17 protein-coding genes and 4 pseudogenes are annotated in these 23,567 nt (G+C 54.0%); 4 read left to right on the forward strand and 17 right to left on the reverse strand.

The window, feature by feature from the left end:
• Positions 1–271 precede the first annotated feature (271 nt).
• Positions 272–1,141: a crotonase/enoyl-CoA hydratase family protein gene (locus WH277_RS17080; RefSeq protein WP_133845083.1), complete on the forward strand. Its 870-nt coding sequence runs from the start codon at positions 272–274 to the stop codon at positions 1,139–1,141.
• 10 nt (positions 1,142–1,151) lie between these two features.
• Here the strand turns inward: WH277_RS17080 and pdeR are convergent.
• The 4 genes and pseudogenes from pdeR to WH277_RS17100 all read right to left on the reverse strand — a co-directional run bounded on the left by pdeR (position 1,152) and on the right by WH277_RS17100 (position 9,981).
• Positions 1,152–3,133: pseudogene (pdeR, locus tag WH277_RS17085) on the reverse strand (cyclic di-GMP phosphodiesterase).
• A gap of 252 nt (positions 3,134–3,385) precedes the next feature.
• Positions 3,386–5,452 carry a carbon starvation CstA family protein gene (locus WH277_RS17090; RefSeq protein WP_159337174.1) on the reverse strand — a complete coding sequence of 689 codons (2,067 nt, stop codon included), beginning with the start codon at positions 5,450–5,452 and terminating at the stop codon, positions 3,386–3,388.
• 181 nt (positions 5,453–5,633) lie between these two features.
• Entirely contained in the window at positions 5,634–7,577 is a 1,944-nt protein-coding gene (locus tag WH277_RS17095) for an exoribonuclease II (RefSeq protein ID WP_133845077.1), read from the reverse strand.
• Between the two features lie 125 nt (positions 7,578–7,702).
• Positions 7,703–9,981: pseudogene (locus tag WH277_RS17100) on the reverse strand (FdhF/YdeP family oxidoreductase).
• Between the two features lie 240 nt (positions 9,982–10,221).
• On the opposite strand from WH277_RS17100, the gene WH277_RS17105 reads away from it, so the two are divergent.
• The 3 genes from WH277_RS17105 (at position 10,222) to WH277_RS17115 (ending at position 14,220) form a co-directional block, all read left to right on the forward strand.
• Positions 10,222–11,811, forward strand: a complete 1,590-nt coding sequence (locus WH277_RS17105) for a PTS transporter subunit EIIC (protein WP_133845072.1) — start codon at positions 10,222–10,224, stop codon at positions 11,809–11,811.
• Between the two features lie 184 nt (positions 11,812–11,995).
• Positions 11,996–12,718, forward strand: a complete 723-nt coding sequence (locus WH277_RS17110; RefSeq protein ID WP_227536250.1) for a YnfC family lipoprotein — start codon at positions 11,996–11,998, stop codon at positions 12,716–12,718.
• A gap of 254 nt (positions 12,719–12,972) precedes the next feature.
• Positions 12,973–14,220 carry a tyrosine-type recombinase/integrase gene (locus WH277_RS17115; RefSeq protein ID WP_339505994.1) on the forward strand — a complete coding sequence of 416 codons (1,248 nt, stop codon included), beginning with the start codon at positions 12,973–12,975 and terminating at the stop codon, positions 14,218–14,220.
• 206 nt (positions 14,221–14,426) lie between these two features.
• Here WH277_RS17115 and WH277_RS17120 read toward each other — a convergent pair whose 3' ends face one another.
• From WH277_RS17120 to WH277_RS28730, 13 genes and pseudogenes are all read right to left on the reverse strand, one after another.
• Entirely contained in the window at positions 14,427–16,271 is a 1,845-nt protein-coding gene (locus WH277_RS17120; protein ID WP_339505995.1) for a DNA cytosine methyltransferase, read from the reverse strand.
• On the reverse strand, positions 16,264–17,142 hold the full coding sequence (locus WH277_RS17125) for a phage N-6-adenine-methyltransferase (RefSeq protein ID WP_339505996.1): 879 nt from the start codon (positions 17,140–17,142) through the stop codon (positions 16,264–16,266). Before WH277_RS17125 ends, WH277_RS17120 begins: the two co-directional genes overlap by 8 nt.
• Positions 17,143–17,360: 218 nt before the next feature.
• Positions 17,361–17,558, reverse strand: a complete 198-nt coding sequence (locus WH277_RS17130; protein ID WP_339505997.1) for a hypothetical protein — start codon at positions 17,556–17,558, stop codon at positions 17,361–17,363.
• A 36-nt stretch (positions 17,559–17,594) separates the two neighbouring features.
• On the reverse strand, positions 17,595–17,933 hold the full coding sequence (locus WH277_RS17135; RefSeq protein WP_339505998.1) for a hypothetical protein: 339 nt from the start codon (positions 17,931–17,933) through the stop codon (positions 17,595–17,597).
• 70 nt (positions 17,934–18,003) lie between these two features.
• Positions 18,004–18,183 carry a hypothetical protein gene (locus WH277_RS17140; protein ID WP_339505999.1) on the reverse strand — a complete coding sequence of 60 codons (180 nt, stop codon included), beginning with the start codon at positions 18,181–18,183 and terminating at the stop codon, positions 18,004–18,006.
• 137 nt (positions 18,184–18,320) lie between these two features.
• Positions 18,321–18,800, reverse strand: a complete 480-nt coding sequence (locus WH277_RS17145) for a class I SAM-dependent methyltransferase (RefSeq protein ID WP_339506000.1) — start codon at positions 18,798–18,800, stop codon at positions 18,321–18,323.
• 108 nt (positions 18,801–18,908) lie between these two features.
• Positions 18,909–19,286, reverse strand: a complete 378-nt coding sequence (locus tag WH277_RS17150) for a hypothetical protein (RefSeq protein WP_339506001.1) — start codon at positions 19,284–19,286, stop codon at positions 18,909–18,911.
• Between the two features lie 142 nt (positions 19,287–19,428).
• The gene (locus WH277_RS17155) at positions 19,429–20,307 is read right to left on the reverse strand and encodes a RecT family recombinase (RefSeq protein WP_339506002.1); all 879 of its coding nucleotides are present in this window, start codon (positions 20,305–20,307) and stop codon (positions 19,429–19,431) included.
• Positions 20,308–20,309: 2 nt separating this feature from the next.
• Positions 20,310–20,957, reverse strand: a pseudogene (locus WH277_RS17160) (PD-(D/E)XK nuclease-like domain-containing protein); the annotation flags it as partial.
• Positions 20,958–20,963: 6 nt separating this feature from the next.
• Positions 20,964–21,266 carry a hypothetical protein gene (locus WH277_RS17165; RefSeq protein ID WP_339506003.1) on the reverse strand — a complete coding sequence of 101 codons (303 nt, stop codon included), beginning with the start codon at positions 21,264–21,266 and terminating at the stop codon, positions 20,964–20,966.
• Complete coding sequence (locus WH277_RS17170) at positions 21,263–21,436, reverse strand: hypothetical protein (protein ID WP_339506004.1); 174 nt, start codon at positions 21,434–21,436, stop codon at positions 21,263–21,265. Before WH277_RS17170 ends, WH277_RS17165 begins: the two co-directional genes overlap by 4 nt.
• A gap of 21 nt (positions 21,437–21,457) precedes the next feature.
• A pseudogene (locus WH277_RS17175) lies at positions 21,458–22,284 on the reverse strand (hypothetical protein).
• A gap of 333 nt (positions 22,285–22,617) precedes the next feature.
• Entirely contained in the window at positions 22,618–22,995 is a 378-nt protein-coding gene (locus WH277_RS28730; protein ID WP_445235324.1) for a transcriptional antitermination N peptide, read from the reverse strand.
• Positions 22,996–23,567 lie beyond the last annotated feature (572 nt).

A 23,567-nucleotide genomic window follows, 5' to 3' on the forward strand; every position in this document is an offset into this window, starting at 1 on the left:
AACATCATCAGCTGGCGTCGGGTTATAACGGCGCCAAATTAAGATTATCCTTACCTATTGTTCGACCACGCTTGAGTATTTTATCCTTATCCTGCCGCAAGTCTCTCCTGTTATCCCGTCAATTCAGCGGTTCTGATTGCATTTCGTCGTGCACATATGGCGTGAGGAATTTCTTTATTTTATCTTAAAAATCAAACACCCATTTAGCATGATGACACTCTGGATTAGGCTGGAGCTGCGAAGAACGCATAATGAAACAGAGGATAATGCTATGACCGTTATAAATCAGACTACTTGCCGCTTGTTCAACGAAGCTGGACAAATGACGCAGCTCTCCGCCTATTATGAAGAAGAACGTCGCACCATGTGGATGATGCTGCGCGCCCAACCTCGCCCAAGTTTTAATCATCAGCTGATCGAGGAGATCATGAACCTCAGCTACGCTGCCCAGCGTTCCGGTTTGAAGATTGATTTTTGGGTCACGGGTTCGCTGGTACCGACCATGTTTAATGCCGGCGGCGATCTGCGTTTCTTTGTCGAAACGATTAAAAATGGCCGCCGCGAAGCCCTGCGTGCCTATGCCCGTGCCTGCGTGGACTGCATTCATGCGGCAGCGCGTGGCTTCGACACGGGTGCTGTTACCATCGCGATGGTGGAAGGGAGCGCGCTGGGCGGTGGATTTGAAGCCGCGCTGGCGCATCACTTCATCCTGGCACAAAATACTGCCCGTATGGGGTTCCCGGAAATTGCCTTTAACCTGTTCCCTGGCATGGGCGGTTACTCACTGGTGGCACGCCGTTCCGGCATGAAACTGGCCGAAGAGTTGATCTGTGAAGGGGAGTCGCATACTGCAGAATGGTTTGAAACGCGCGGCCTGGTGGATCGCCTGTTCCAGCCGGGAGAGGGCTATCGCTGCACGCGTACGTTTATTGATACGCTGCAACCGAAGCTGAACGGTGTCAGAGCGATGCTGAAAGCCCGTCAGCGGGTGCTTCAGCTGACGCGTGCAGAACTGATGGATATTACGGAGGACTGGGTTGATTTTGCCTTTACTATGGAGCCGAAAGATATCGCTTATATGGAGCGTTTAGTCCAGTTGCAAAACCGCCACAGTGCGCAGTCATTGCTGAAAGCGGGCTAATTTATCGTTCTCAGGAAGCCGTAATGGCATGATGCCGCGTAAGCCAGTGCTCGAGTTCTTCAGCGGGCATTGGCTTCGCATACAGGAACCCCTGACGGGTATCCACACCGTTCGCCATCACAAACTCCGCTTCTTCTTCCGTCTCAATCCCTTCCGCGATCACCTGCAAGTTCAGCGCCTTAGCAACGGCAACAATCGCCCTGACCAGTGACTGAGAGACTACCTGCTGGTTTACGCCACGGATAAAGCTCTGGTCGAGCTTAATCGCATCAATCGGCACGCGTGCCAGCTGTGACAACGACGAGTAACCCGTACCGAAATCATCCAGATGCACGGCGGCACCCAGTTTCTGAAACTGTTTCATTAATGCCAGCGCCTGCTCCTCATTCTCAATCAGGCAGCTTTCGGTCAGCTCAATATCAATCGGGCAGACCTCCAGTCCGGCTTGATCCAGGGCGAGTTTCAGGTCGGTATAGATACTTTGGTCAATCAGCTGACGCGGCGACACATTTACCGCCACCCGCAGGTCAATGCCCTGTTTGCGCCAGCGCAGGATTTGCTCCAGCACGCTCAGCATCACCCAGCGACCGAGTGGGATAATCAATCCTGACTCTTCGGCATAGGCAATAAAACTGTCCGGCGGCACCAGCCCACGCTCTGGGGACATCCACCGCACCAGCGCTTCCACACTGGTGACCGTGCCATCGGCATTCACTTTCGGCTGATAGTGGAGCACCAGCTGATGATGTTCCAGCGCCTTGCGCAGGTTGGTGTCGAGCCAGAGATATTCAAACACCCGCTGATTCATTTCCGCTGAGAAAATGCAGAATTTACCGCGTCCGTTCTCTTTCGCTGTGTACATCGCCGTATCAGCATTGCGGATCAGGCTTTCACGATCTTCGCCATGCTGCGGAGCAAGGGCAATGCCCACGGAGCATCCGGAGTAAACCTCAATCAGCCCGATACGGAACGGCTGCTTCAGGCGCTCAAGAATACGCGACGACATCGCTTCTAATGCGGCCTGGCTGGTGTCTTCGGCCAGCACAATAAACTCATCGCCACCCAGGCGCGCCAGCGTCTGATCTTTATCAAGGCAGCTCAAAATCGCCAGAGAAACCGCCTGTAACAGCTGGTCGCCGAACATGTGCCCGTAGGCATCATTCACTTTTTTGAAATTGTCGAGATCAAGGTAGACCACGCCAATCTGCTGGTTAGCACGTTTTTCCAGTGCTTCAGTGATTTCGTGATTGATGGCATTGCGATTCGGCAGGCCGGTAATGGTATCGGTATTGGCCAGCACGCGCAGACGCTCCTGGGCTCGGCGCTCTTCGGTAATATCCGTGCCGGAGCAAATCAGGTAGATCTCATTTTTTCCGCTGCCGCTATGGACGAATTTATTGCGGAACAGGAACAAACGCTGACCTTTCTTCGTCTTGATCCAACGCTCGACTTCATAGGAGCTGCCTTCACGGAAAAACATGCTGATATTACGCCGTGAGGCCGCCGCTTCCTGGCGTGACATAAACAGCTGAAACACATTACGGCCGATCACTTCCTGTTCTTTGAGGCCGGTGTACTCTTCACTCAGGCGGTTAAAGCGCTGGATATGACCTTGCTGATCGACGATGACAATGACGGAATTGGCTTCAGATACCACCTGTTCTGCAAATGACAGACCCAGCACCAGATCGCGCGCGACCGAGGAAGTGTCTCCCCATGCTGACGCGGTCCCCGCCCAGGCAATCTGGGAGACTTTCCTGCCGACCAGATGCATGGAAAGTGCATTACCGTACAACGTGATGGTGAGATTCACGCTGGTGGTGATCACCGTCATGCTGCGCAACAGGCTGGCTTGCGGGGGAGTGAGCGGGACGGCAATGTTGGTTTCGCCCCCTTCGTCTTCGGCAAAATGCAGCGCATCGCTGTCGGAGGATAAACGCCAATGAGGGCTGCTGGTGCATACAGTAGCGTCTGCCCTTGTTCATCGGTCATTTTTATTCCCTTGGTGCTACTTTGCAGGTGGTATCTTCTTATTTTAGCAACAGTATTCGGCAAGCAGCAGAATCACAAGCTACGAAGACAATATATTTTTTTGGTGAGAATTGATATGCAGCATAAAATCCCCCGACATGGCGGTCGGGGGAGCATATTAGCAGGATAATTTGACTAAGGTGACCCCTTTGTCGGGAAAATATCCTTCAAGATAGTTGCGTTTAAAACCCTTTACTGTCAGCCGCTTACTCATCAGATATTGACTTTTTCATCGCGCAGTACGACCGGACTTTCACGAACGGTAGGTAGATCGCTGTGCAATGCGCGTCGGATGGCAAAGCATGCCGCCACCAGCATAGTGATGGCCACCAGCATAAAGAAGGCACACAGCCCGGCATTGATCTGGTTACTGATCACGATAGTCTGCATATCCGCCACGGTTTTCGCCGGGGCAATAACGATCCCCTGGTCGATACCCTTGCTGAACTTTTTCGCCTGGGCCAGGAACCCAATGGCGGGTTTTTCATGGAAAATCTTCTGCCATCCTGCCGTCATTGAGGTAATAAATAACCAGACGGTGGGCACAATCGTGACCCAGGCGTATCGTTGCTTCTTCATTTTAAACAGCACCACGGTGCCGAGGATCAGCGCCATGGACGCCAGCATCTGGTTACCGATACCAAACAGCGGCCAGAGCGTATTAATGCCGCCAAGCGGATCGATGACGCCCTGATAGACGAAGAACCCCCAGCCTGCAACGGCCACCGCGGTGCCGATAATATTGCCTACCCAGGAACGATTATTCGCCAGCGAAGGCACCACCGTACCTGCCAGGTCCTGCACCATAAAACGACAGGCGCGCGTACCGGCATCGACGGCGGTCAGGATAAACAGCGCTTCAAACAGAATGGCAAAGTGATACCAGAAGGCCATCATCGCCCGACTGTTAAAGACCTCGGTAATGATATGCGCCATGCCCACCGCAAAGGTGGGTGCGCCACCTGCGCGCGATAGCACTGACATCTCTCCGACATCACGGGCGATGGCGGTTAACACCTCCGGTGTAACAACAAACCCCCAGCTGTTGATCGCCTGACTGGCACTTTCGACGGTGGTGCCAATCAGCGCCGCCGGGGCGTTCATCGCAAAGTAGACACCGGGGTCGATCACCGAGGCACAGATCAACGCCATGATGGCGACGAAAGACTCCATCAGCATGGCGCCGTAGCCGATCATGCGGATGTGGCTTTCTCGCTCCACCAGCTTCGGCGTGGTGCCGCTGGAGACCAGCGCATGGAACCCAGAGATTGCCCCACAGGCGATAGTGATAAACAGGAACGGGAACAGTCCCCCTGAGAACACCGGGCCGCTACCATCGATGAATTTGGTCACTGCCGGCATTTTCATCTCCGGCATGGCAAAAACGATGCCAACGGCCAGACCGACAATCACGCCGATTTTCAGGAAGGTGGACAGATAGTCACGCGGTGCCAGCAGCAGCCAGACGGGAAGCACAGAGGCAACAAACCCGTAAATCACCAGTACCAGAGTCAGCGTGGTGCCTTTTAGCGTAAAGAAAGGCCCCCAGTATGGATGCAGAGCGATATCCCCGCCGTAGATAATCGCGGCCATCATCAGCACAAAGCCAATCAGCGACACTTCAGCGATTTTTCCTGGCCGCAGGAAGCGCATATACACGCCCATAAACAGCGCGATAGGCAAGGTGGCCGCCAGCGTAAACAGACCCCAGGGGCTATTGGTCAACGCCTTGACCACCACCAGCGCCAGCGCCGAGAGAATAATAATCATCACCCCCAGTGCGCCCAGCATGGTGATCACCCCGGCGAAGGCGCCCAGTTCCTGTTTCGCCATTTCACCCAGTGAACGGCCATCACGGCGGGTGGAAATAAACAGGATCAGGAAGTCCTGCACGGCACCCGCCAGCATCACCCCAATCAGGATCCACAGCGTGCCGGGCAGAAAGCCCATTTGTGCCGCCAGCACCGGGCCGACGAGTGGGCCAGCCCCGGCAATGGCAGCGAAGTGGTGGCCGAACAGCACCCATTTGTTGGTGGGAACATAATCCAGACCGTCATTGTGACGCTCAGCGGGCGTCAGGCGACGGTCATCCAGTTCGAAAATACGACGGGCAATAAACAGGCTGTAAAAGCGATAAGCAATGCTGTAACAGGCGACGGCGGCCACCACCAGCCATAGCGCGTTCACGGGTTCGCCCCGGTTAAGCGCCAGCATGGCGAAAGCCACAGCACCTGCTAACGCCACCAGTAACCAGATCAATCCGGCTTTGACGTTCTTCATCACGTAACTCCTTGTCAGATCCATTAAGAAGAGGGACAAGTTAACCGTAATGTAAAAAAGTGTTAATGACAGGCGGTAAGTAAAGAAGTGTGAGGCGCAGGCGATTTTTTCGTTTTAGAAGGGGAAGGGCAATAATAGAGGAAAATACGGGATAGCCAACAGGCTATCCCGTTGAAGACAATCAGACAACCGGACGGGCAACGACGCTGCGGGTTTCCATACGCACTTCGGCGATGGTCACGTCAATCAGGTCGGTGACGCGGTAAGCCACATCGCCTTTGATCTGCACGGTGCCATTCTCGTTGCTGCACACCAGCTCATCACGCACCGCGTGGATGAACGGGGCAGGGATAAAGGCAACCGCACCATTTTCCTGAAGACGTACACGCATACCGCCACGGGAAACATCGATCACTTCCGCGCTGAAACGCTGGTCAGTACCGACCGATTTCTGCAGGAAACGCGAGTACAACCAGTCTCCGACATCGCGCTCTGCCATACGGTTCTGACGGCGGCGTTCGCCCATCTTCACCGTGACGTCATCCGCAGGGCGGCTGGCCGCTTCCCCTTTGATGATCGCTTTCAGCAGGCGGTGGTTCACCATATCGCCATACTTACGGATCGGAGAGGTCCAGGTTGCGTAGGCATCCAGACCAAGGCCGAAGTGTGGGCCTGGTGTGGTGCTGACTTCAGCAAATGACTGGAAGCGACGAATACGGCTGTCGAGGAACTGAGTCGGCAGTGTATCCAGCTCGCGGCGCAGCGTGCGGAAACCTTCCAGCGTGGCAATGGCTGCGGGATCTGCCGTCACACCGTGGTTCGCCAGAACGGCGGCAGCCTGCTCGGCATTCACGTCGTCGAAACCAAGGTGCACGTTGTAGATACCGAAGCCCAGCTTATCGCGCAGCACGGCAGCCGCGCAGATGTTGGCCAGGATCATCGATTCTTCAACGATGCGGTTAGCAATGCGACGATGCTCGGCAATGATATCCAGCACTTCGCCTTTCTCGCCTAACAGGAAGCGGAAGTCAGGGCGGTCTTTGAACACCAGCGCATGTGTCTGACGCCATTCGCTGCGTGCCTGGCACAGACGGTGCAGCAGACGAATCTGTTGTGCGATGGCGTCGCTTTCCGGCTGCCATTCACTGGTACCGTTAGTTTCCAGCCAGTCAGAGACATTGTCGTAAGCCAGCTTGGATTTAGATTCAATCCAGGCCGCGAAGAACTGAATGTCATCTCCCGGTGTGCCATCAGCGGCGATAGTCACGCGGCATGCCAGCACAGGACGTCGCTCATTCGGACGCAGCGAACAGATGTCATCAGACAGCTCGCGCGGCAGCATCGGAATGTTAAAACCAGGCAGGTAGTTAGTGAACGAGCGCTCAGCGGCAACCGCATCGAGTTTGCTCCCCGCGGGCACATAGGCCGTTGGGTCGGCGATCGCGATGGTCAGTTTCAGCGCGCCATCGGCGGCCTCTTCCACATACAGCGCATCGTCCATATCTTCGGTGCTGGCGCTGTCGATGGTCACGAAGGTTAGGGCAGTGAGGTCTTCACGCTCCAGTTGCTCGTCCAGCATCTCTTCCGGCGTTGCCACATCGGGTGCTTCACGCTCCAGATTATGGCGAGACAGCGTCACCCACCACGGCGCCAGATGGTCATCCGCAGTGGTAATAAATTCGGTCAGTTCGGCGTAGAAACTGCGATCGCCTTTGAGCGGATGACGGCGCATCTCAGCCACTGCCCAGTCACCGGCCTGGAAGTCATGCTTCACATTACGGTCAGGACGGCACTGAATGGCGTCTCTCAGCAGCGGATGATCAGGCACAATCGACAGGCGATCGTCTTTCTTCTGAACACGGCCAACAAAACGGGTCAGGAAGGGTTCAATCAGCGTTTCAGGGTCCGCAACTTCACGATCTTTATCGGTCTGAATCACTGCGCTAACGCGGTCACCGTGCATGACTTTTTTCATAAACGGTGGCGGAATAAAGTAGCTTTTCTGTGCATCGACTTCCAGGAAGCCGAAACCTTTTTCCGTGCCTTTTACCACACCCTCAACACGCGGCGTTTGGGAGTGGAGTTTCTCTTTTAGCTGCGCGAGCAGCGGGTTATCCTGGAACATAATTTCAACGTTTTCGTGGCCTAAGAGCGGCAGACAGTTTTACGCGATTAACCGCTCCACGGCAAGTAAAAAGCCTTTTCTGACGTGGTGGTGGGGGGGGCGGTTTTTGCGGCCGCCCGGGTCTGTCAGGCGATACGTCTTCCGGCCACAACAGGTGACAGACTGATCTTCACCGGCACCGACTTCGAGGTGGGCGTTCCGCTGCCGTCACCAAAACTGGAAAGCGGCACCAGCGGATTGGTTTCGGGATAATAGGCGGCCAGATTCCCACGCGGAATGGCATAGGGCACCAGCTTAAACCCGCTGACTTTACGGGTAATACCATCATTCCACAGCGTTTCGATATCGACGTTATCTCCGGCGGCGTAGCCCATGTTGTCCATGTCTTCCGGGTTGATAAACAGCACTTCACGCTGGCCGTAAACGCCACGATAACGGTCATCCAGCCCGTAAATGGTGGTGTTGTACTGGTCATGAGAACGCAGCGTTTGCAGCGTGAACGGCACTTCAACATCGAGCGCCGGGAACAGCGAGCTCGGCAGGGAGGCCGCGCTGAACTGAGCTTTTTCATGCAGCGTATTAAAACGCAGTTCAGCCGCCGCGTTGCCTAAATAGAATCCGCCTTTCAGATCGCATTTGGCATTGAAATCGCTGAAACCGGGCAGCGTTGCCGCAATATGATCACGAATGATATTGTAATCGTCCGCCATTGCGAGCCAGTCCACTTTCTCGCTGCCCAGTACTGCATGAGCAATGTTAGCCACGATCCAGGTTTCAGAACGCTGGGTATCGGCTATCGGTTTACCCACACCTTCTGACGCATGCACCATGCTGAAGGAGTCTTCGACGGTAATAAACTGCGGGCCACTGGCCTGAATATCCTGCTCGGTACGGCCAACGCCAGGCACAGATGGCTGCGGTTGAGCTTGGTGCTGATCTGCACCGTCAGACCGCAGCGTTTCAGGGCTTCTTCGGTACGCGGGCTGTCCGGAGCGGCCGCAGCCAGGTTGCCCCCGAGGGCAATCAACACCTTGATTTCATCACGCAGCATCGCTTCCAGCGCCTGTACCGTGTTGTGCCCGACGTTGCGCGGTGGCTCGAAGTCAAAATGCTGCCCCAGACTATCGAGAAACGCCTGAGACGGCTTTTCATCGATGCCCATCGTGCGGTTACCCTGCACATTACTGTGGCCACGTACCGGGCAAAGACCTGCGCCTTTTTTGCCTAACTGCCCGAACAACAGTTGCAGGTTGACGATTTCGCGCACGGTATCGACAGAATGTTTGTGCTGGGTGATGCCCATCGCCCACGTACAAATCACACGTTCGGCGCTTTGGTAAATCGCTGCCGCTTCACGGATCTGCTGTTCGCTGAGACCGGACTGACTGACAATCTGTGACCACTCCGTGGCATCCACGGCGGCAAGATAAGCCTCCAGACCTTCCGTTTTGGCATTGATAAACATCTCATCGAACAGGCCTTTCTCACCCGCCGCGATCAATGCACGATGGTTCTCAGCCAGCACTTTGACCATGCCGCGCACGGCGGCCATATCCCCGCCGAGGTTCGGCTGGTAATAGGTTGAGCTGATTTTACCTGCCATGCTGGTGACCACTTCCAGCGGTTTTTGCGGATCGGCAAAACGTTCCAGCCCGCGTTCGCGCAGCGTGTTGAAGGTGACGATTTTAGCGCCGTGATCGGCCGCGTGACGCAGACTGTGCAGCATGCGCGGATGGTTGGTACCCGGGTTCTGCCCGAAGACAAAGATGGCGTCTGCATGGTCAAAGTCGTCCAGACGGATGGTGCCTTTCCCCACGCCAATACTGCGCTTCAGCCCGACACCACTGGCTTCATGGCACATGTTCGAGCAGTCAGGGAAGTTGTTACTGCCGTTCATGCGGCCGAACAGTTGATACAACCAGGAGGCTTCATTACTGGCGCGGCCGGAGGTGTAAAGCTCCATACGGTCGGGATGATCCATCGCCTTAATATGGCGTGCGATCAGGGCAAAAGCCGCGTCCCAGCTAATCGGTTCATAGTGGTCAGTGGCGCGGTTATAGCGCAGCGGCTCGGTCAGACGTCCCTGGTATTCCAGGAAGTAATCGCTCTGCTGATAAAGGGCGGCAACACTGTACTGGGCAAAGAAGTCAGCACCGATATGGCGGCGGGTGGCTTCCCAGGTCACGGCTTTGGCGCCGTTCTCGCAGAAGCTGAAGGTACTTTTGTTGTCATCGCCCCAGGCACAACCCGGGCAGTCGAAGCCCTTTGCCTTATTCATACGCATCAAATTGCGCATGTTTTTTAACACTTGTTTGCTGTCAAAGACGAAACGGGTGGTGGCTTCCAGTGAACCCCAGCCGCCCGCAGCGGCCTGGTATGGCTTAATCGCTTCTTTAAATTTCATAATGTCGCAGGCTTATGTTGAATAGTTGTTAAAAAATTATTGCTTCTTTTTGGCGATTTTGCGATCCGAGCGAAGAATTGTCTAATTGATTGCAGAGATGGTGCGATAGGTCGTGTTTATCGCGATAAGACTGGAAATGTGACGTTGGTCAAAGATTGTCCGTTGAATATCCCCATTAAGGCAGCATCCTCCGACATGCAACGCATACTTAGCCCGTGATAATGACAGCGGGAGAGACGGATGAAAGCGTTTGCCAGTAAAGTCCATGCCTTCGGTAAAGCTCTGATGATGCCGATTTCGGTGATTGCCGCCGCCGGTATTTTCTTAGGCGTTGCGGCCGCGTTGCAGAACCCGGTGATCACCGGGGATGCCTTTGCCAGCTTGCAAATACCGCAGCTGATCATTGGATTCATCCGCAAAGTGGCGGGGGCGTTGTTTGCTAACCTGCCGCTGTTCTTTGCTGTAGCCAGCGCCATTGGCCTGGCGAAAGCAGAAAAACCCACGGCGGCCTTTGCCTCGGTGATTGGTTTTATCGCCATGCACGTCGGCATCAGCGCCACCCTGGCAGCGCGGGGCCTGACGGCCGCCACCACTACCGCAGCGGCCTTGCAGCAGCAGGGGATGGATCAAACTACGGCGATGATGACCTCCGCGGAATTTATTCCCATGCTGGGCATCTTCACTTACAACATGAGTGTGCTGGGTGGGGTGATTGCCGGGCTGGTGACGGTAATGATTCATAACCGCTTTTACACCACCGAGCTACCGACGGCGATCAGCTTTTTTGGCGGGCGACGCTTTGTCCCGATTGTCACCGTGCTGGTGCTGCCGCTGGTCGGCGTTTTGCTGGCGCTCATCTGGCCGACGATCGGTGCCGGGATTGCCTGGGTCGGCGAACTGATTGGTGAGAGTGGTCAGTACGGTGCGTTTCTCTACGGCACCAGCGAACGGTTGCTGATCCCCACCGGGTTGCACCATATCCTCAATGAAACGGTGCGATTTACGCCGATTGGCGGCATTGCCACGGTCGATGGGCAGACCATTGTCGGCGCGCTGAATATCTTTAATACCTCGCTGACGCACCCGGGTTCCGTACCGGATACCACGGTGCAGGACGCTACACGTTTTCTTGCGCAGGGAAAAATTCCGGTGATGATGTTCGGCCTGCCCGCCGCCGCGCTGGCGATGTATCACTGTGCGCGTCCCGAGCATAAGCAGCGGGTGAAAGCGCTGGTGCTGGCCGGGGCGCTGACCTCCTTTACCACCGGAATTACGGAGCCGCTGGAGTTTTGCTTCATCTTTGTTTCCCCGGTGCTTTACCTATTTCATGCTTTGCTGAGCGGCCTCTCCTTTATGCTGATGTCATTGCTGCATCTGATGATTGGCAATGTGCAGGGGGGCGCTATCGATCTGGTGGTCTTCGGCATTCTGGGGGGCAGTAAAACCGCCTGGTGGTGGAGCGTGGCGCTGGGGCTGATCTATATCCCGATCTACTATTACGGTTTTCGCTTCGTCATTCTGCGGATGCGCGTGGAAACACCGGGGCGAGAGTCAGAAGAGGCACCTCAGGCCGCTAAGGTGACGGGGGATGAACGCACCCGCATTATTATCAGCGGGCTGGGCGGTGAGGCCAATATAGAGGATGTCGATTGCTGCTTTACCCGCCTGCGGGTGAGGGTTAAACAGATGAATGAGGTGGTCGATCATACCCTGATGAGCACCGGTGCCAATGGCATCAACCGCGTCAGCGACCACGATGTTCAGGTGATTTATGGGCCGCAGGTGGAAAAAATTGCCAATGAAGTGAAAAGTGCGTTGGGTCTGGCCTGAATGGCCCGGTATGATAGCGCCTGAATAAAGGCGCTAAGTTGCCGATAAAACTCAATATACCCTAAATAATTCGCATTGCAGGACAAAAACGTTACTCGTTTTTGAACAGCACTTGTGCTGGCCCCAAAGGGGCGCGCCCAACGCATCTGCAATGAGAATTGTGACGGGTAAGGACCCACGTTGCATGGACAAGATTAAAACGACGATAGCCTTGCTGTTGCCGGTGCTGCTTCTTGCGGGCTGTAAAAAAGAAGAAGATGAAGGCATTTCATTAAAAATCAAAAACCTGTCTTTCCTTTATCAGTTTGAGGCTATTCCCGGAAAGATAAAAAGCACCCATCAGACCATTTTTGATGCCAACGGCGAGAAACGTTACGACGGGGTATTTAATTTTGATAAGGACGGCTGCGTCACGGATTTTGATGTCACCAACCTCGACGTCGGTAATATCAGCGTGCGTCGGGAAAAAAACCAGCTGGTCGGCGAAGAGAATGGAAAACCCGTTGTCCTGACGTTGGATAGCAAATGCAACGTGCAGTCCAAAACCAGCGGCAATTTCACCATCGATATTCGTTACAACGATAGCGGGCTTATTTCCGGGCTTTCTTCTACACAGTCTGACTATCGCGTTGAACTGACGTATGACTCTCTGGGGCGTCTGGTTGCTCAGCATGCGTTTAGCGGCGATCGCCCGATCTCGGAAGGGGTGCAGAAATATGCCTCGGATGCCGGTGATAAACCCTCCGATGCCGTGACCATCAGCAAAACTGCTGAAGGCACCAGGGAAACCACTACTCGTTGCGATTATCAGCAGGGCGTGCCCGTGACCTGTCGCTTCACCCTCAAAACCACGCCGGGCGACAAGGTGGTTGAACGCCATGCGCAGCTGGCCACGACGTTTTACTAAAGCGTAAATATTATGGATATCAAACAGCTCATCTATCTGTGTAATAAGTCGTTCACCCCCGGCTTTTCCTGAACCATCCCCAATTATCCTTTTAAGCCCCTGCTGTGCAGGGGTATTGCCTCTCTTTCCTTCCTTGTTATTCTTTACTTATCTTCAAAGCTCCCGAGTCTTCCCGGTTTTTTATGTACATCTGGTAGTACATACACTAGTTTACTTAGCCATTACTTTGCTTTTTATGTACTAAAGGTGGTGGCATGGCCCTCTCTGATAGTTTCCTGCGCTCAATTATTGGTAAGGATAGCGAGAAAGTTTTCGAGAAGACGGACCGCGACGGGCTTTCAGCACGCGTTTCGAAAAAGGGAAAAATAACTTTTCAGCTTAGATATATGTACCTGGGTAAGCAGAGGCGCACAGACCTTGGAAGTTATCCGGGTATGACCCTGAAAGCAGCACGCGACGAAGTCATTCTGCTGCGACGGGTGTTAGAGACAGGTACGGATCCTGCTGACTTCATTGCAACCCGGATCAACAAAAATCTGAATGCAGCAACAGTTAAAGACGTAATGCTCGAGTGGGAGAGGGTGTACGCATCACTGAACATCAAAAAGTATGAAGAGGTTATGCGCTCATTCGAGCTTCACGTTTACCCAAGGATTGGTGATTTAAAACATGACTCAGTAACTACACATCAATGGGTAGAGCTGATCGAGGGAGTGTTGAAGAAATCGCCAGGCATCGCGCGGAGAATTTTAACAAATTCAAAGCAGGCACATTCTTGGGCTGTAAGGCGAAAGATTGTTGAGCAAGAGCCACTTGCGTCAATAACAGCACATGATCTCGGCATGAAGAGGATTGTGACAAAGCGCGTGTTTAGCGATGATGAGATCCGCTTGCTGTTTGAAGCTATGGAAAACACAGCGATGCTACGTAAAAACATCGTTTATATACAACTGGTGCTTCTCTATGGCTGCCGAACCAGTGAACTGCTCAATGCCAGAAAGTCGGATTTTGACTTTGATAAAGAGGTATGGGTGGTTCCTCCGGAAAACCATAAGGGAGGGAAGAGTGGAAAATCAATAATCAGGCCGATAATCCCGGCGGCTAAAGCACTGATTAAAGAGGCTTCAGATCTCAATCCTGGTTCGGCATTTCTCTTTGGAAGCTGGCACCGCGATAAAAGTGTTCAGGATAAGCCGGTGCCGAGTCACTCAGTATTGTCGCTGCCAAAAACCATCATGAATTACGTTATTAGAGAGAAGAATCAGATCATGCCTCATTGGTCGCTACACGACCTGAGGAGAACAGGAAGGACGCGGTGGGCTGGGTTTGCACCACCGCATGTATGCGAGATCATGCTTGGCCATGCGCTGCCTGGTATCTGGGCAGTTTATGACCACAATGATTATCTGGATGAGCAGAGGAAGGCTTATACCACGTGGTGGACTACAGTGATGGGGATCGTGCACGGGGAAGATAAAGTACGTTCAATTGTTACGTTGTAACTTGCCGAACTGTTCTATGTCATCTCGAAGAAACAATCCACGATGCACCGGATCAGGAAAGTCAGCATGTGTTTTCTTTCCGGTGCGCTTACAGCGGCTGTTCCAATTATGGATTGTTTTTACGGACCTCTGGAAGAGTAAGGCTACCTCCTCATAAGTCATATATGGTGAACGGGTTTCATTTGATGTGATGTTCTGATTATTCATTACGCTACTTTCTCCTGTGGTAAGCACATTTCTGGCAAGTTTGCTCGCACCAGCGCTTCGGCGAACGGCGGCGGTACGGCGTTGCCGCATCGCGCAACTTGTTTATCTTTTGCGTATTTGTTGCCACGGTAGTCCTGATCAATGACGTACCAGGCGGGGAAGCCCTGGGCGGCGTAAAGCTCTTTCGGCTGCAACATGCGCATGCCGATATCAACGATGCGGTATGTCACCCCCTGGATCTGGACGAACTCGCTCAGGTCATGCTGACGCAGGAACTCACTCACCAGCGCCGCGCGATCCTCGTCATAGTCATGTACCGACAGGCTGGTCTGGACTTCGCCGAAGTGCTGGCCGCCAGCTGTGACCGTTTGCAGCGGTGTGTCGATGGGCTGCCCGGTGTTTGTGCCGCGCATTTTGATGATGCTCGACGTCACCAGCGCGTGGTGATCCGTGGTTGTGACGGTGTGCATTGGTCCATCCAGCGGTGCACCCGGTCCGGTGTAGTTCCCGCCGAAGTGCTTCGCCAGAAACGTGGTAGCCAGCGCAAATTTGTTGCCACCCGCAGTTACGGTACCGATCGGTTTATTCAAGTCCAGCACTCGCGGAGCCTGTCCGACTCGTTCGCCATATCCCATCTGGATTAGCGTCGGGCAAACCAGTTGGCTTTTTCCGCCACCACTGGCGGTAACTGTTCCCGCTGGCTGATCAACAGCGTGACCGATGCTTGCGCCGAACTGGCGGGCAATTACAGGCGCAATCACGCATGAGTGATTAGTGTTAACGACGGTATTCATCGGCTGATCAACACTGCGCGGTTTGGCTGAGTATTTCGGGCCGCCAGCGCCAGCGGTAAACGGTACCAGTTTGGGATTAACCACAGCGTAGCCCGTCTTTTTCGTGACGGTCTGTAGCGGCGCATCCAGACCCTGGCCCCGGAAGGTGTCATAACTGGTTTTGCTGCTGGTGTGGTTGCACTTCACGATGAACGGCGTGGGGTTGTCGATCACGAAGCGCTGAATGCCACGGGCAATCCGCTTCATCGTGTTTTCAGCCAGCGGCTTTTTACGGGAAAAAATCGACGGGCAGGGCAATGACCAGTCGATGCATTCTGCGGCGGTACGCCACGGCAGCAACTGACCGCTTTGCACTGGCAGTGATTTAGGATCACCGTGGGACTGTTCCGGCCAGGCCACCGGCCGCCCGTCGCAGCGCATCACCATGAAGAAGCGTTTGCGGATCGTCGGCGCGCCGTAATCGCAGGCGCGTAACTCCCGGTATTCGACTGCATAGCCGAGGCCATCAGTCAGCCGCTGCGCCGCCGGACTGTTCCGTCCTATCTGCAGGAACTCGCACACTTCATCCAGCGCAGGGTGATCTACTGGTACGCCAGTACCCAGCATGCCCACGAAAGCGGCGAACGTCTCGCCTGCGCGGTCCGGGTCCGGGCGATCCTCATCAGTCAGCAGCGGCCCCCAGGTTTTAAACTCCTCAACGTTCTCAAGCATCATGACGCGGGGGCGGGCCGCCAGCGCCCAACGTAGGACAATCCAGGCGAGGCCGCGAATCTCTTTTTTCACCGGAGTGCTGCCCTTGGCTTTAGAGAAATGGCGGCAGTCCGGGGAGAACCAAGCTAATCCCACTGGTGCGCCGCTGGTGGCAGCAACCGGATCAATATCAAACACCGATTCGCAGTAATGCAGAGTGTCCGGGTGATTAGTGCTGTGCATGGCAATGGCGTTCTGGTCGTGGTTGATAGCGATATCCACGCTGCGCCCGGTTGCCATTTCAAAGCCTGTGCTGGCCCCGCCGCCGCCAGCGAAGTTATCTACGATGATTTCACGCATTAGGGAATTCCTTAAAAGTTGATGCCAGTGACTGAGCCATAACGATGATCGCGCCGGATGGCGCGCGGTCCAGCAGCAGGTGGTTGATGTGCTGCATCACTTTGCGGTTTTTGTCTGATGGCAGTTCGGCGAGGTGCTCTATCCTCCTGGCGATACGGTGTACCTCTTCCGGCCAGACATCGTTTTCGGTTTCCGGCAGCGGTGGGGCGGTGGGTGCTGGTGGAATCATTCTGGCCGCCGCCCGCTCAATTTGTCGCATGAACGCGGTGCCGCGCGCTTCCAGTTCATCGCGGCTCACGTAGTCAAACTTCGGCCCGCGCCACGTTTTATCGAACACGGCGACCGCCGCACCGAACCCGGCTGATGATTCCGACGGTTGTCCCTCTTCCGGTCGGTACCACACAGGCAGGTCAAAGCTGATGCGCCCGCGAATGAAAGCAACGTGATCCGCATCTTCCGGCCACCATACTTCACCAGTTGCGGCTTTAATCAGGAAAACGTACCGGCCACCTAGTTCGCGCATTGCCATCGTGTGAGCCATGATGTGGCGCATGCCAGTGATGTACTGGCCTTCGTGCTGGCTGGCGCGGGAATAGGGTGGGTTGGCGTATCCGGCACCGTTCAACTCCCTCAGGCGAGCACTCCAGTCTTGTGTGAGAGAATTATCCTCAGCGCTGTAATACGCATCACACTTCGCATTATCACGGTCGGCAAACAGGTCCAGCACGAAAGGGCCATATTTTGAGTTGATGCCCCACCACAGCGGATCCGGCGAGCGCCACTGGTCACCAACCTCTTTCAGCTTGTGAGTTGGCGCTGTGCGGAGTGCTTCGAGAGCCGCGCAGTACGGATTAATAGTGTGATCGGTCATTATAGATACAGCTCCGCAGTTAAAGCCGCGATAAGCAGCAGGATCAGCACGGCCGCCGGGCGGGCGCCGTAATAGAAAAGGTGGTGGCGCCGCAGGTGCGCCCGGATTTTGGTTTTCATGGGTAATAGGGCGTAAAAAAACCGCCAGGGTGGCGGTTATAGTCGAATTAAAAAATTCAGATTGGTTTAAGTTTCGAGCTGACTATCAGTGATTCAAGTTCATTTGTGTTCGATATGCACCTTGTGCATAACAGTAGGCCTTTCCGTTACTTTTGCGGCGACTGTGCTTTCTGAAAATCCTGGCAGCCTCCTATCTTCTATCGGTAAATCTATGTGGCTTCTTCTGGCCAAAGCTTCGTAAATTTTTCCGTGTAACTCACCACCAACCGCTAAATATTCCCAATATTCATTTTCCATTACGGCTCCATATATTAACGTGACATGTCACGATAGTTATATCACCAGTTTCGTTTCATGCCACCCAAGATTAACCCAACAGGCCTCCTCAGTTTTGCAGCAGCAATCCTGCACCGGCAGGCGGTCGCCGCATTTCCCGCAGCATCGCTTTGCCAGTTCCTGCTGGGTAGCCAGCAGTTCGGCGTGATATTTCCGGATCATCAGCGCGACCAGTTCGGCGCGGTCATACGGTTCGCGACCGGGCCGCCGGGCGATGCAGTCGTGGTCAAGCATCGCCAGTTCCTGCGCATCGAGGACCAGCTCGAGCTTATGCTCACCTAATTCTGCCTGGCGTGCACGCTGCGCGGCTTTACGTTCTGCTGCTGACTTAGCCATTAACTCACTCCGTATTCAGGCAATAAAAAACCCCGCCGGAGCGAGGTTCATTAGATTTTGCTTTGTGGGTTTAAGCTATGTTCGCTACCAGTCGGCCATCGATTAATTTAATTTCAACGGACTTGAGGTGCTTAGCGCCTGCGTTGCGGACCGTTCCATACACTCCTTCCTTAGGGGTAACTAAAACCTCAGCGATAATGCTTCCTACTGCCAAGTCTCCACGTTTTAACTGCACAGTACGCATTTCCATATGAATCTCCTTGTCGCTATTTACGTGAGATTAAATTGTACGATATTTGTTCATTGGCGGACAAGTTAAATACAGCAAGCTGGCGCTGCCGTCGCGCACCTGAGAGGCCATGATCAGGAATACAAAGGTGATGGTGCTCATGTTGCCAGCTCCTTCATGAACGCAATCCAGTGAGTGTTGGCGCGCTTGCCGGATGGGTGACCAAACGCGGGCTTCTCCGGCGTCAGCGCCAGTATTTCCCGCGTCGCTATCTGGGTTTCATTCCACTTAAAAATGAGGGTGCCGCCCGGACGGAGAACACGGAATGCTTCACGGAAACCAGCGGCCAGGTCATCGCGCCATGTTGCTTTGTTCAGAACGCCGTATTTGGCGCGGAGCCAGCTGGTTTCGCCTGCATATTCGAGATGCGGAGGATCTAACACTACCAGGTTGAATGAGTCATGCTCGAACGGCAGGGCACGGAAGTCAGCGACCATGTCAGGTGCGATACTCAGTGACCGTCCATCACAAAGCGTGTGCTGTTCGCTTCGGATATCGCAGAACATGACGCGTGGATCGGTGCGGTCTAACCAGAACATTCGGGATCCGCAGCACATATCAAGGATGGTTTTCTGCATGGCTATGGCGTCCAATAAGTCAGTTCTTCGGCCACATTCCAGCCCCGATGCCAGCCAAGCGCTTTCGTTTCGATACGCCAGGCGCGGTTTGCCAGTTGCATTTGAGTTTTAGGCATTGGATTTCTCTCTGGTGCGTGGCGCACCGCGATATTCAGGATATGGACGGCGTTTCGGCGGCGCGATGGTGTGCTTAATAGCTGCCTGCCATGTGGCCCGGTTATTACGAAGCCAGCGCCCGCCGTTCACATCAAAGAAACCATCTGGAACCGGATGGGATAGAGGCTCAAGCACATCACATGGGACGGCTATGGTGTTCTCGCCATCGTTGTAATAGCTGAGGTGGGCCTTTATCTGGCTCTCAGTGTAGCGCCCGGCAGTAGCCATGCGACCGCGATAGCCGGAGTCGTCAGGCGCCCATAAAATGATGTACGGGGATCTGCGTTGAGTGTGCGCGATGCTCAAAACGAAATATTCACGCTCAGACATTGGTTCTCCTTCGAAGCGTCGATCGCCAGCCCCGACAGAGACGCGCCCGGGCATTGCCGGGCCGTTAAGAGTCAGGGAGTTGGCGGGGAGTGGGGATCAGGAAGATGCTCTTTACTGGCCTGGTGGCCGCCAGGTAAATCTGTCAGCCGACTAATGTCATCTCGTCCTTACGGATCTGGTAAACATCGGTCGCAAGGTTAAGTTTGTCTGTATCGGTGGACAGCATGCGCGCAGCGTACTTATAGAGCCCGTCCAGTTCCTGCACGGATTTTGCGTTGCTGGTGGCTTCGGTAAAGTCAGCGAGCAGTTCATCAGGTGTGCGCCCTTGAACTGGCTGCGTTTCCTGTTGCTGTTCAGTACCGGGTTTTTGATTAATCAGGTTGTTCAGGTCTTGCCGGGTGCGTGCCGGGGTTACGTCGCGTTCTGCTCGCTGCGGCTGGTCGAATTCTTCCGGCGTGTACACACCGAGGATGACGTCCGGACAGTACAGGCGCGCCCAATACTTAACGGCCAGGTAAGCGAGCTGCTGCTTTGGCGCTGTCTTCCACAGAGGGGAGTTACGTGTGGTGACGTATTCCATGATCAGTGGCTCACCCCATGTGATTTCCGTTTCACCACGAAGTACGGCGCCGACACGTACGAACAGGCCACGTTCATTGGCTGCGTTCGCCACACCCGGTTTTAATTTTTCCCAATCCCCGCCGTATTCATATTTAAAACGGCCCTGGACGGCAGTTGAGCTAGTGATCACTGCATTCACCAGTTGTGCTTCATAACCCAGCGTTCCGTTTATCACATGTGTTTTCTGTGCCACTGCGTAAGGATTCATTCCCCACTGAGCAGCCTGCAGGGCGATAGCCAGGCAGTCAGCGGGCTTTCCCGCAAGGTGGGCGGGCAGGGTAGCTTTTCCCTCCGCCATGACAGCGGCGAACGCCTGGAGCTTTTGCAGCCCTGACGGACTAAAAATTGCCGCTCGGGTGTCAGATTCCCCCTGGGATGCGTGAATAATTTCATTGCTCATGATCAGTCCTTTTTACGTGCCCAGGCAGGGCGTTTGATTTCTTCAACGCCACCCCAGTTGTCTGTGGTTCGGCATTCATGGAAGGTGTTGAGGCTCTGGCGGAAGAGGCTGTATCCTGCGGCTACATCTTCCTCGTCAAGTTGAAAAACGCGCGTCGGATATCGCCCGCAGTCGATGGTTTCGCTTACGGCAATGAAGATGAAAAGCGGGTATTCTCCGAAGTGGCGGAGGTATCCTTCCCGATACATTGCATCCTGCATGTGATAGCGAAACTCTTCGACGTGGCGCGGGAAGCGGTCCATATCAGCGACTTTCTTAACATCGGCGATTACCGGCTGCCCGGAAAGGAATTTATCTGGCCGGAACCGGCACAGTTCCCCGGTTTCTTCATCGTTCCAGTAAATAGATGCTTCACTATGCCCGTCAGCTTCAAGCAACCAGCGTGCTGCCGGGTGAGCCAGGGCGCTTTCACGCATAAGCTTCAGTTTGCGCCCCTGTTCGGCATCCATGACGGTCATACCCGAGTGTTCACAGTCTTTCAGAAAGCGGGCTTCTTCTTCCTTGCCTACGGTAGTGCGGCGGTTAAAGGCCGGAGCGATGATGAATCTCTTATCAAACTCCATCGGCTCCAGCAGCAGGCAGTGCAGGGCGTTGCATCACGCAGCCTCCCTGGTTTTATGCTTTGCGCGGAAGATATCCAGCGCATACTGAAATCGGTGGTAGTCAGTCAGGCTGTCCCACAACACATTGTTCATTCGGTCCTGAAAATCGATGGAATCAGCTGCAAGGTCGAAAGCCTGCATGTCATGGCAGAGCTGCCGTATAACGGGGGCCACCGGGCTGGACTTATGCCGGTTCACCGCGTCTTCAACCACCTTGTAAATCTGCTCGTGATCCTGCTCGGTGAATGCCGCTATGATGGCGTTTATTTCTTTGCGGTCGTTGAATGTCAGCTTCATGGGCGCCCCTCCGATCTGAGGAAGTCAATCAGCTTATCCAGCCAACTTTTGTGAGGTGGCGGGGTAAAGCTGGCGCTGGTGAGAATGTTCGACGGGTGAAACTGGATAGATTTAAATGCGTCAAAGCTGGAGCCACCCACGCGGGCAGCCCCTGCAGTTGCTAATTGCATGGGTGTTTCCTCTGAATTGAGTTAGTAGGTGATGCTGGTATGCGGGATGCAGTTGTCTTTGATGGCTGTGAGTGTGGCAATAGCCTGTTCGCGGGTCAGGCCTGCATGGCCAATCAGGTTGTTCACAATCAGGGTTCCGATGGCTTTGCGGTGAGCAACGTCAGCTGCGCGCCGGGCTGCTTCATTGGCGATCCGCTTTTCCTCCGCTAAACGCGCAGTTTCAGCATCAGCGGCTTTGCGTTGCTCTGCTTCAACAGCCTGCTGCTTTTCACGTTCTGCCTGCTCACGCGCTTCCTGTGCAAGTCTTACCGAGCGCTCCTGAGCCTCTCGGGCTTCGCGCTCAGCACGTTCCTGTGCTGCTTTAGCATCAGCCTCAGCTTTCTCCTTGGCGGATTTCAAATCTCCGCTTCGGCTTTTGCTTCAGCGGCGTCCCGGTCAAACTTATCGTTCAGCAGGAGGGCGATTTCGTGATCGGCTTCGATACGTTCGGCGCGAACCTTGTCCCACGCTTCGTTATCAGCCAGAGCTTCGGTATGCCAGTCCAGCATCTGCTGTTCGGCTTTAATACGTTCCTGCTCCGACTCCCACTCCGTCAGCGGCCGGCGCACTTCATCGCGCAGGTTGTCGCACTCGGTAACAAAGCGGCGTAGTTCCGCCTCCGCAGGCTTCACAGCCTCTTTGAGATGTCGGAGGTAATCACGGCCAGGCTTTTCGATTAAGGTTTTGCTACGTGACACCTGGGCTGCCAGCGATGCCACCCGGGTGCGGCCCTTTGGTGTGCTCAGGTCTGGCACCTCATTCACAGCTTGGCGAATCTGGTCGAGGTAATTATCAAGCCCGTTGGCCACGTATACCGCTCGTTGCCATTGATATTACCCATTCATAATTATAAAGCCTCTTTTTCATATCTGTTGAGGTTATATCGTCCAGGTGAGTAATGTCTTTGTCTAGCTCAGAGATGTACTCATAAGCACTTGCGATGCTTAGTAACTTATCTTCTTTCATAACAGGCTACTCATAGGAGGTGATGCTAAAAACTTCTCAATTAATTGATGAAGAGAGCTTATTGTTGCCAGAAGGGCTAAATCGTCCATTTCAATTTCCTAGGTGATAAATTAATATAATCCTCCTTTATGAGCTGAATGAACGACAGATAAAAGCTATAATTGGTGCATTCCATTTCACCTAGCCGTCACTGATTCTGTTGCTTTACGATACCCAGCGGCATACATCGCCACATCTGGCAAGCACATCGCCCCGGACTCTTCTTTCACATCACGAACACTAGGCCCGTTGATTGCCCGGGCTACTTTCAGGCTGCTGCAACCAGAAGCGATTACAGTGATTTTGCGGGACAGGGAAGCATCCGCATTAGCTTGCTCACGCAGAGCCTCTCTGCGTGCCCTGCGGCGATTTCTGGCGTTATGGCCAGAATGGTGATTACTAACGTCATATGTACCTCCGGTAATTGGCTTAGGTGAAATGGTGAGTGTGACGTTGTGGCTCGCATCGCAGCAGCGCCGACCGCCATCCCGATTCGCTAATGCCCTGCGCAGCATTTCACGTTACTTTTTGGCTCGGTCACCATTCCCCAAAGCCAACTGCACTTTGGTTCCCCGCATTCCTGCGGAGACATACCCCCTGATTTTTAAAGAGCGTGACATCATGTCGGTGGTGCTGTGCTTCGTGCTGATGAATCTAATTTAAGACAACTTAAATTTATCGTCAAGTTAAAAATAAAGAAAACTTAAATTTAGGGGTGTTAGAACGAAAACGGCAGGTGTTTTTTTGTGGAGAGTGGTGATAGTGCGATGCAGGTGATAGGTCAGGTAATTGAAGATGGATGGTCGATTAAGTGCGTCTCAGTATCCGAGTGTTGGGGCGCTTCTCTTTGGGTCTGCGGCTGATTGTCTTGAAGGGCCTCTTGATTGGCCCTTGTGAGATTTTATGGGCAGTTTCTCGCAATCTTTATGTTTTGCAGCTGCATTAATCGACTGTCTGCTTTCTCAGTAGCAGCACTCTTAGCCAAGCCGTTGCCAAGCCCAAAGTCACCAATGAATCCCATAACCGTTCTCGCGTCAAAGTTACCGGTTTCTTTGATCTGGTTCTGTACGCTGTGAGCTTTAGCGAT

It is taken from the genome of Erwinia sp. MYb416, from assembly GCF_037479575.1.
In the GTDB taxonomy this organism is placed as follows: domain Bacteria; phylum Pseudomonadota; class Gammaproteobacteria; order Enterobacterales; family Enterobacteriaceae; genus Erwinia; species Erwinia rhapontici.

What these genes read in the sequence shown, in the direction of transcription:
- WH277_RS17080 (WP_133845083.1), top strand. Translation starts at nt 272, where the DNA reads ATGACCGTTATAAATCAGACTACTTGCCGCTTGTTCAACGAAGCTGGA.
- WH277_RS17090 (WP_159337174.1), bottom strand. Translation starts at nt 5,452, where the DNA reads ATGAAGAACGTCAAAGCCGGATTGATCTGGTTACTGGTGGCGTTAGCA.
- WH277_RS17095 (WP_133845077.1), bottom strand. Translation starts at nt 7,577, where the DNA reads ATGTTCCAGGATAACCCGCTGCTCGCGCAGCTAAAAGAGAAACTCCAC.
- WH277_RS17105 (WP_133845072.1), top strand. Translation starts at nt 10,222, where the DNA reads ATGAAAGCGTTTGCCAGTAAAGTCCATGCCTTCGGTAAAGCTCTGATG.
- WH277_RS17110 (WP_227536250.1), top strand. Translation starts at nt 11,996, where the DNA reads ATGGACAAGATTAAAACGACGATAGCCTTGCTGTTGCCGGTGCTGCTT.
- WH277_RS17115 (WP_339505994.1), top strand. Translation starts at nt 12,973, where the DNA reads ATGGCCCTCTCTGATAGTTTCCTGCGCTCAATTATTGGTAAGGATAGC.
- WH277_RS17120 (WP_339505995.1), bottom strand. Translation starts at nt 16,271, where the DNA reads ATGCGTGAAATCATCGTAGATAACTTCGCTGGCGGCGGCGGGGCCAGC.
- WH277_RS17125 (WP_339505996.1), bottom strand. Translation starts at nt 17,142, where the DNA reads ATGACCGATCACACTATTAATCCGTACTGCGCGGCTCTCGAAGCACTC.
- WH277_RS17130 (WP_339505997.1), bottom strand. Translation starts at nt 17,558, where the DNA reads ATGGAAAATGAATATTGGGAATATTTAGCGGTTGGTGGTGAGTTACAC.
- WH277_RS17135 (WP_339505998.1), bottom strand. Translation starts at nt 17,933, where the DNA reads ATGGCTAAGTCAGCAGCAGAACGTAAAGCCGCGCAGCGTGCACGCCAG.
- WH277_RS17140 (WP_339505999.1), bottom strand. Translation starts at nt 18,183, where the DNA reads ATGGAAATGCGTACTGTGCAGTTAAAACGTGGAGACTTGGCAGTAGGA.
- WH277_RS17145 (WP_339506000.1), bottom strand. Translation starts at nt 18,800, where the DNA reads ATGCAGAAAACCATCCTTGATATGTGCTGCGGATCCCGAATGTTCTGG.
- WH277_RS17150 (WP_339506001.1), bottom strand. Translation starts at nt 19,286, where the DNA reads ATGTCTGAGCGTGAATATTTCGTTTTGAGCATCGCGCACACTCAACGC.
- WH277_RS17155 (WP_339506002.1), bottom strand. Translation starts at nt 20,307, where the DNA reads ATGAGCAATGAAATTATTCACGCATCCCAGGGGGAATCTGACACCCGA.
- WH277_RS17165 (WP_339506003.1), bottom strand. Translation starts at nt 21,266, where the DNA reads ATGAAGCTGACATTCAACGACCGCAAAGAAATAAACGCCATCATAGCG.
- WH277_RS17170 (WP_339506004.1), bottom strand. Translation starts at nt 21,436, where the DNA reads ATGCAATTAGCAACTGCAGGGGCTGCCCGCGTGGGTGGCTCCAGCTTT.
- WH277_RS28730 (WP_445235324.1), bottom strand. Translation starts at nt 22,995, where the DNA reads ATGCTGCGCAGGGCATTAGCGAATCGGGATGGCGGTCGGCGCTGCTGC.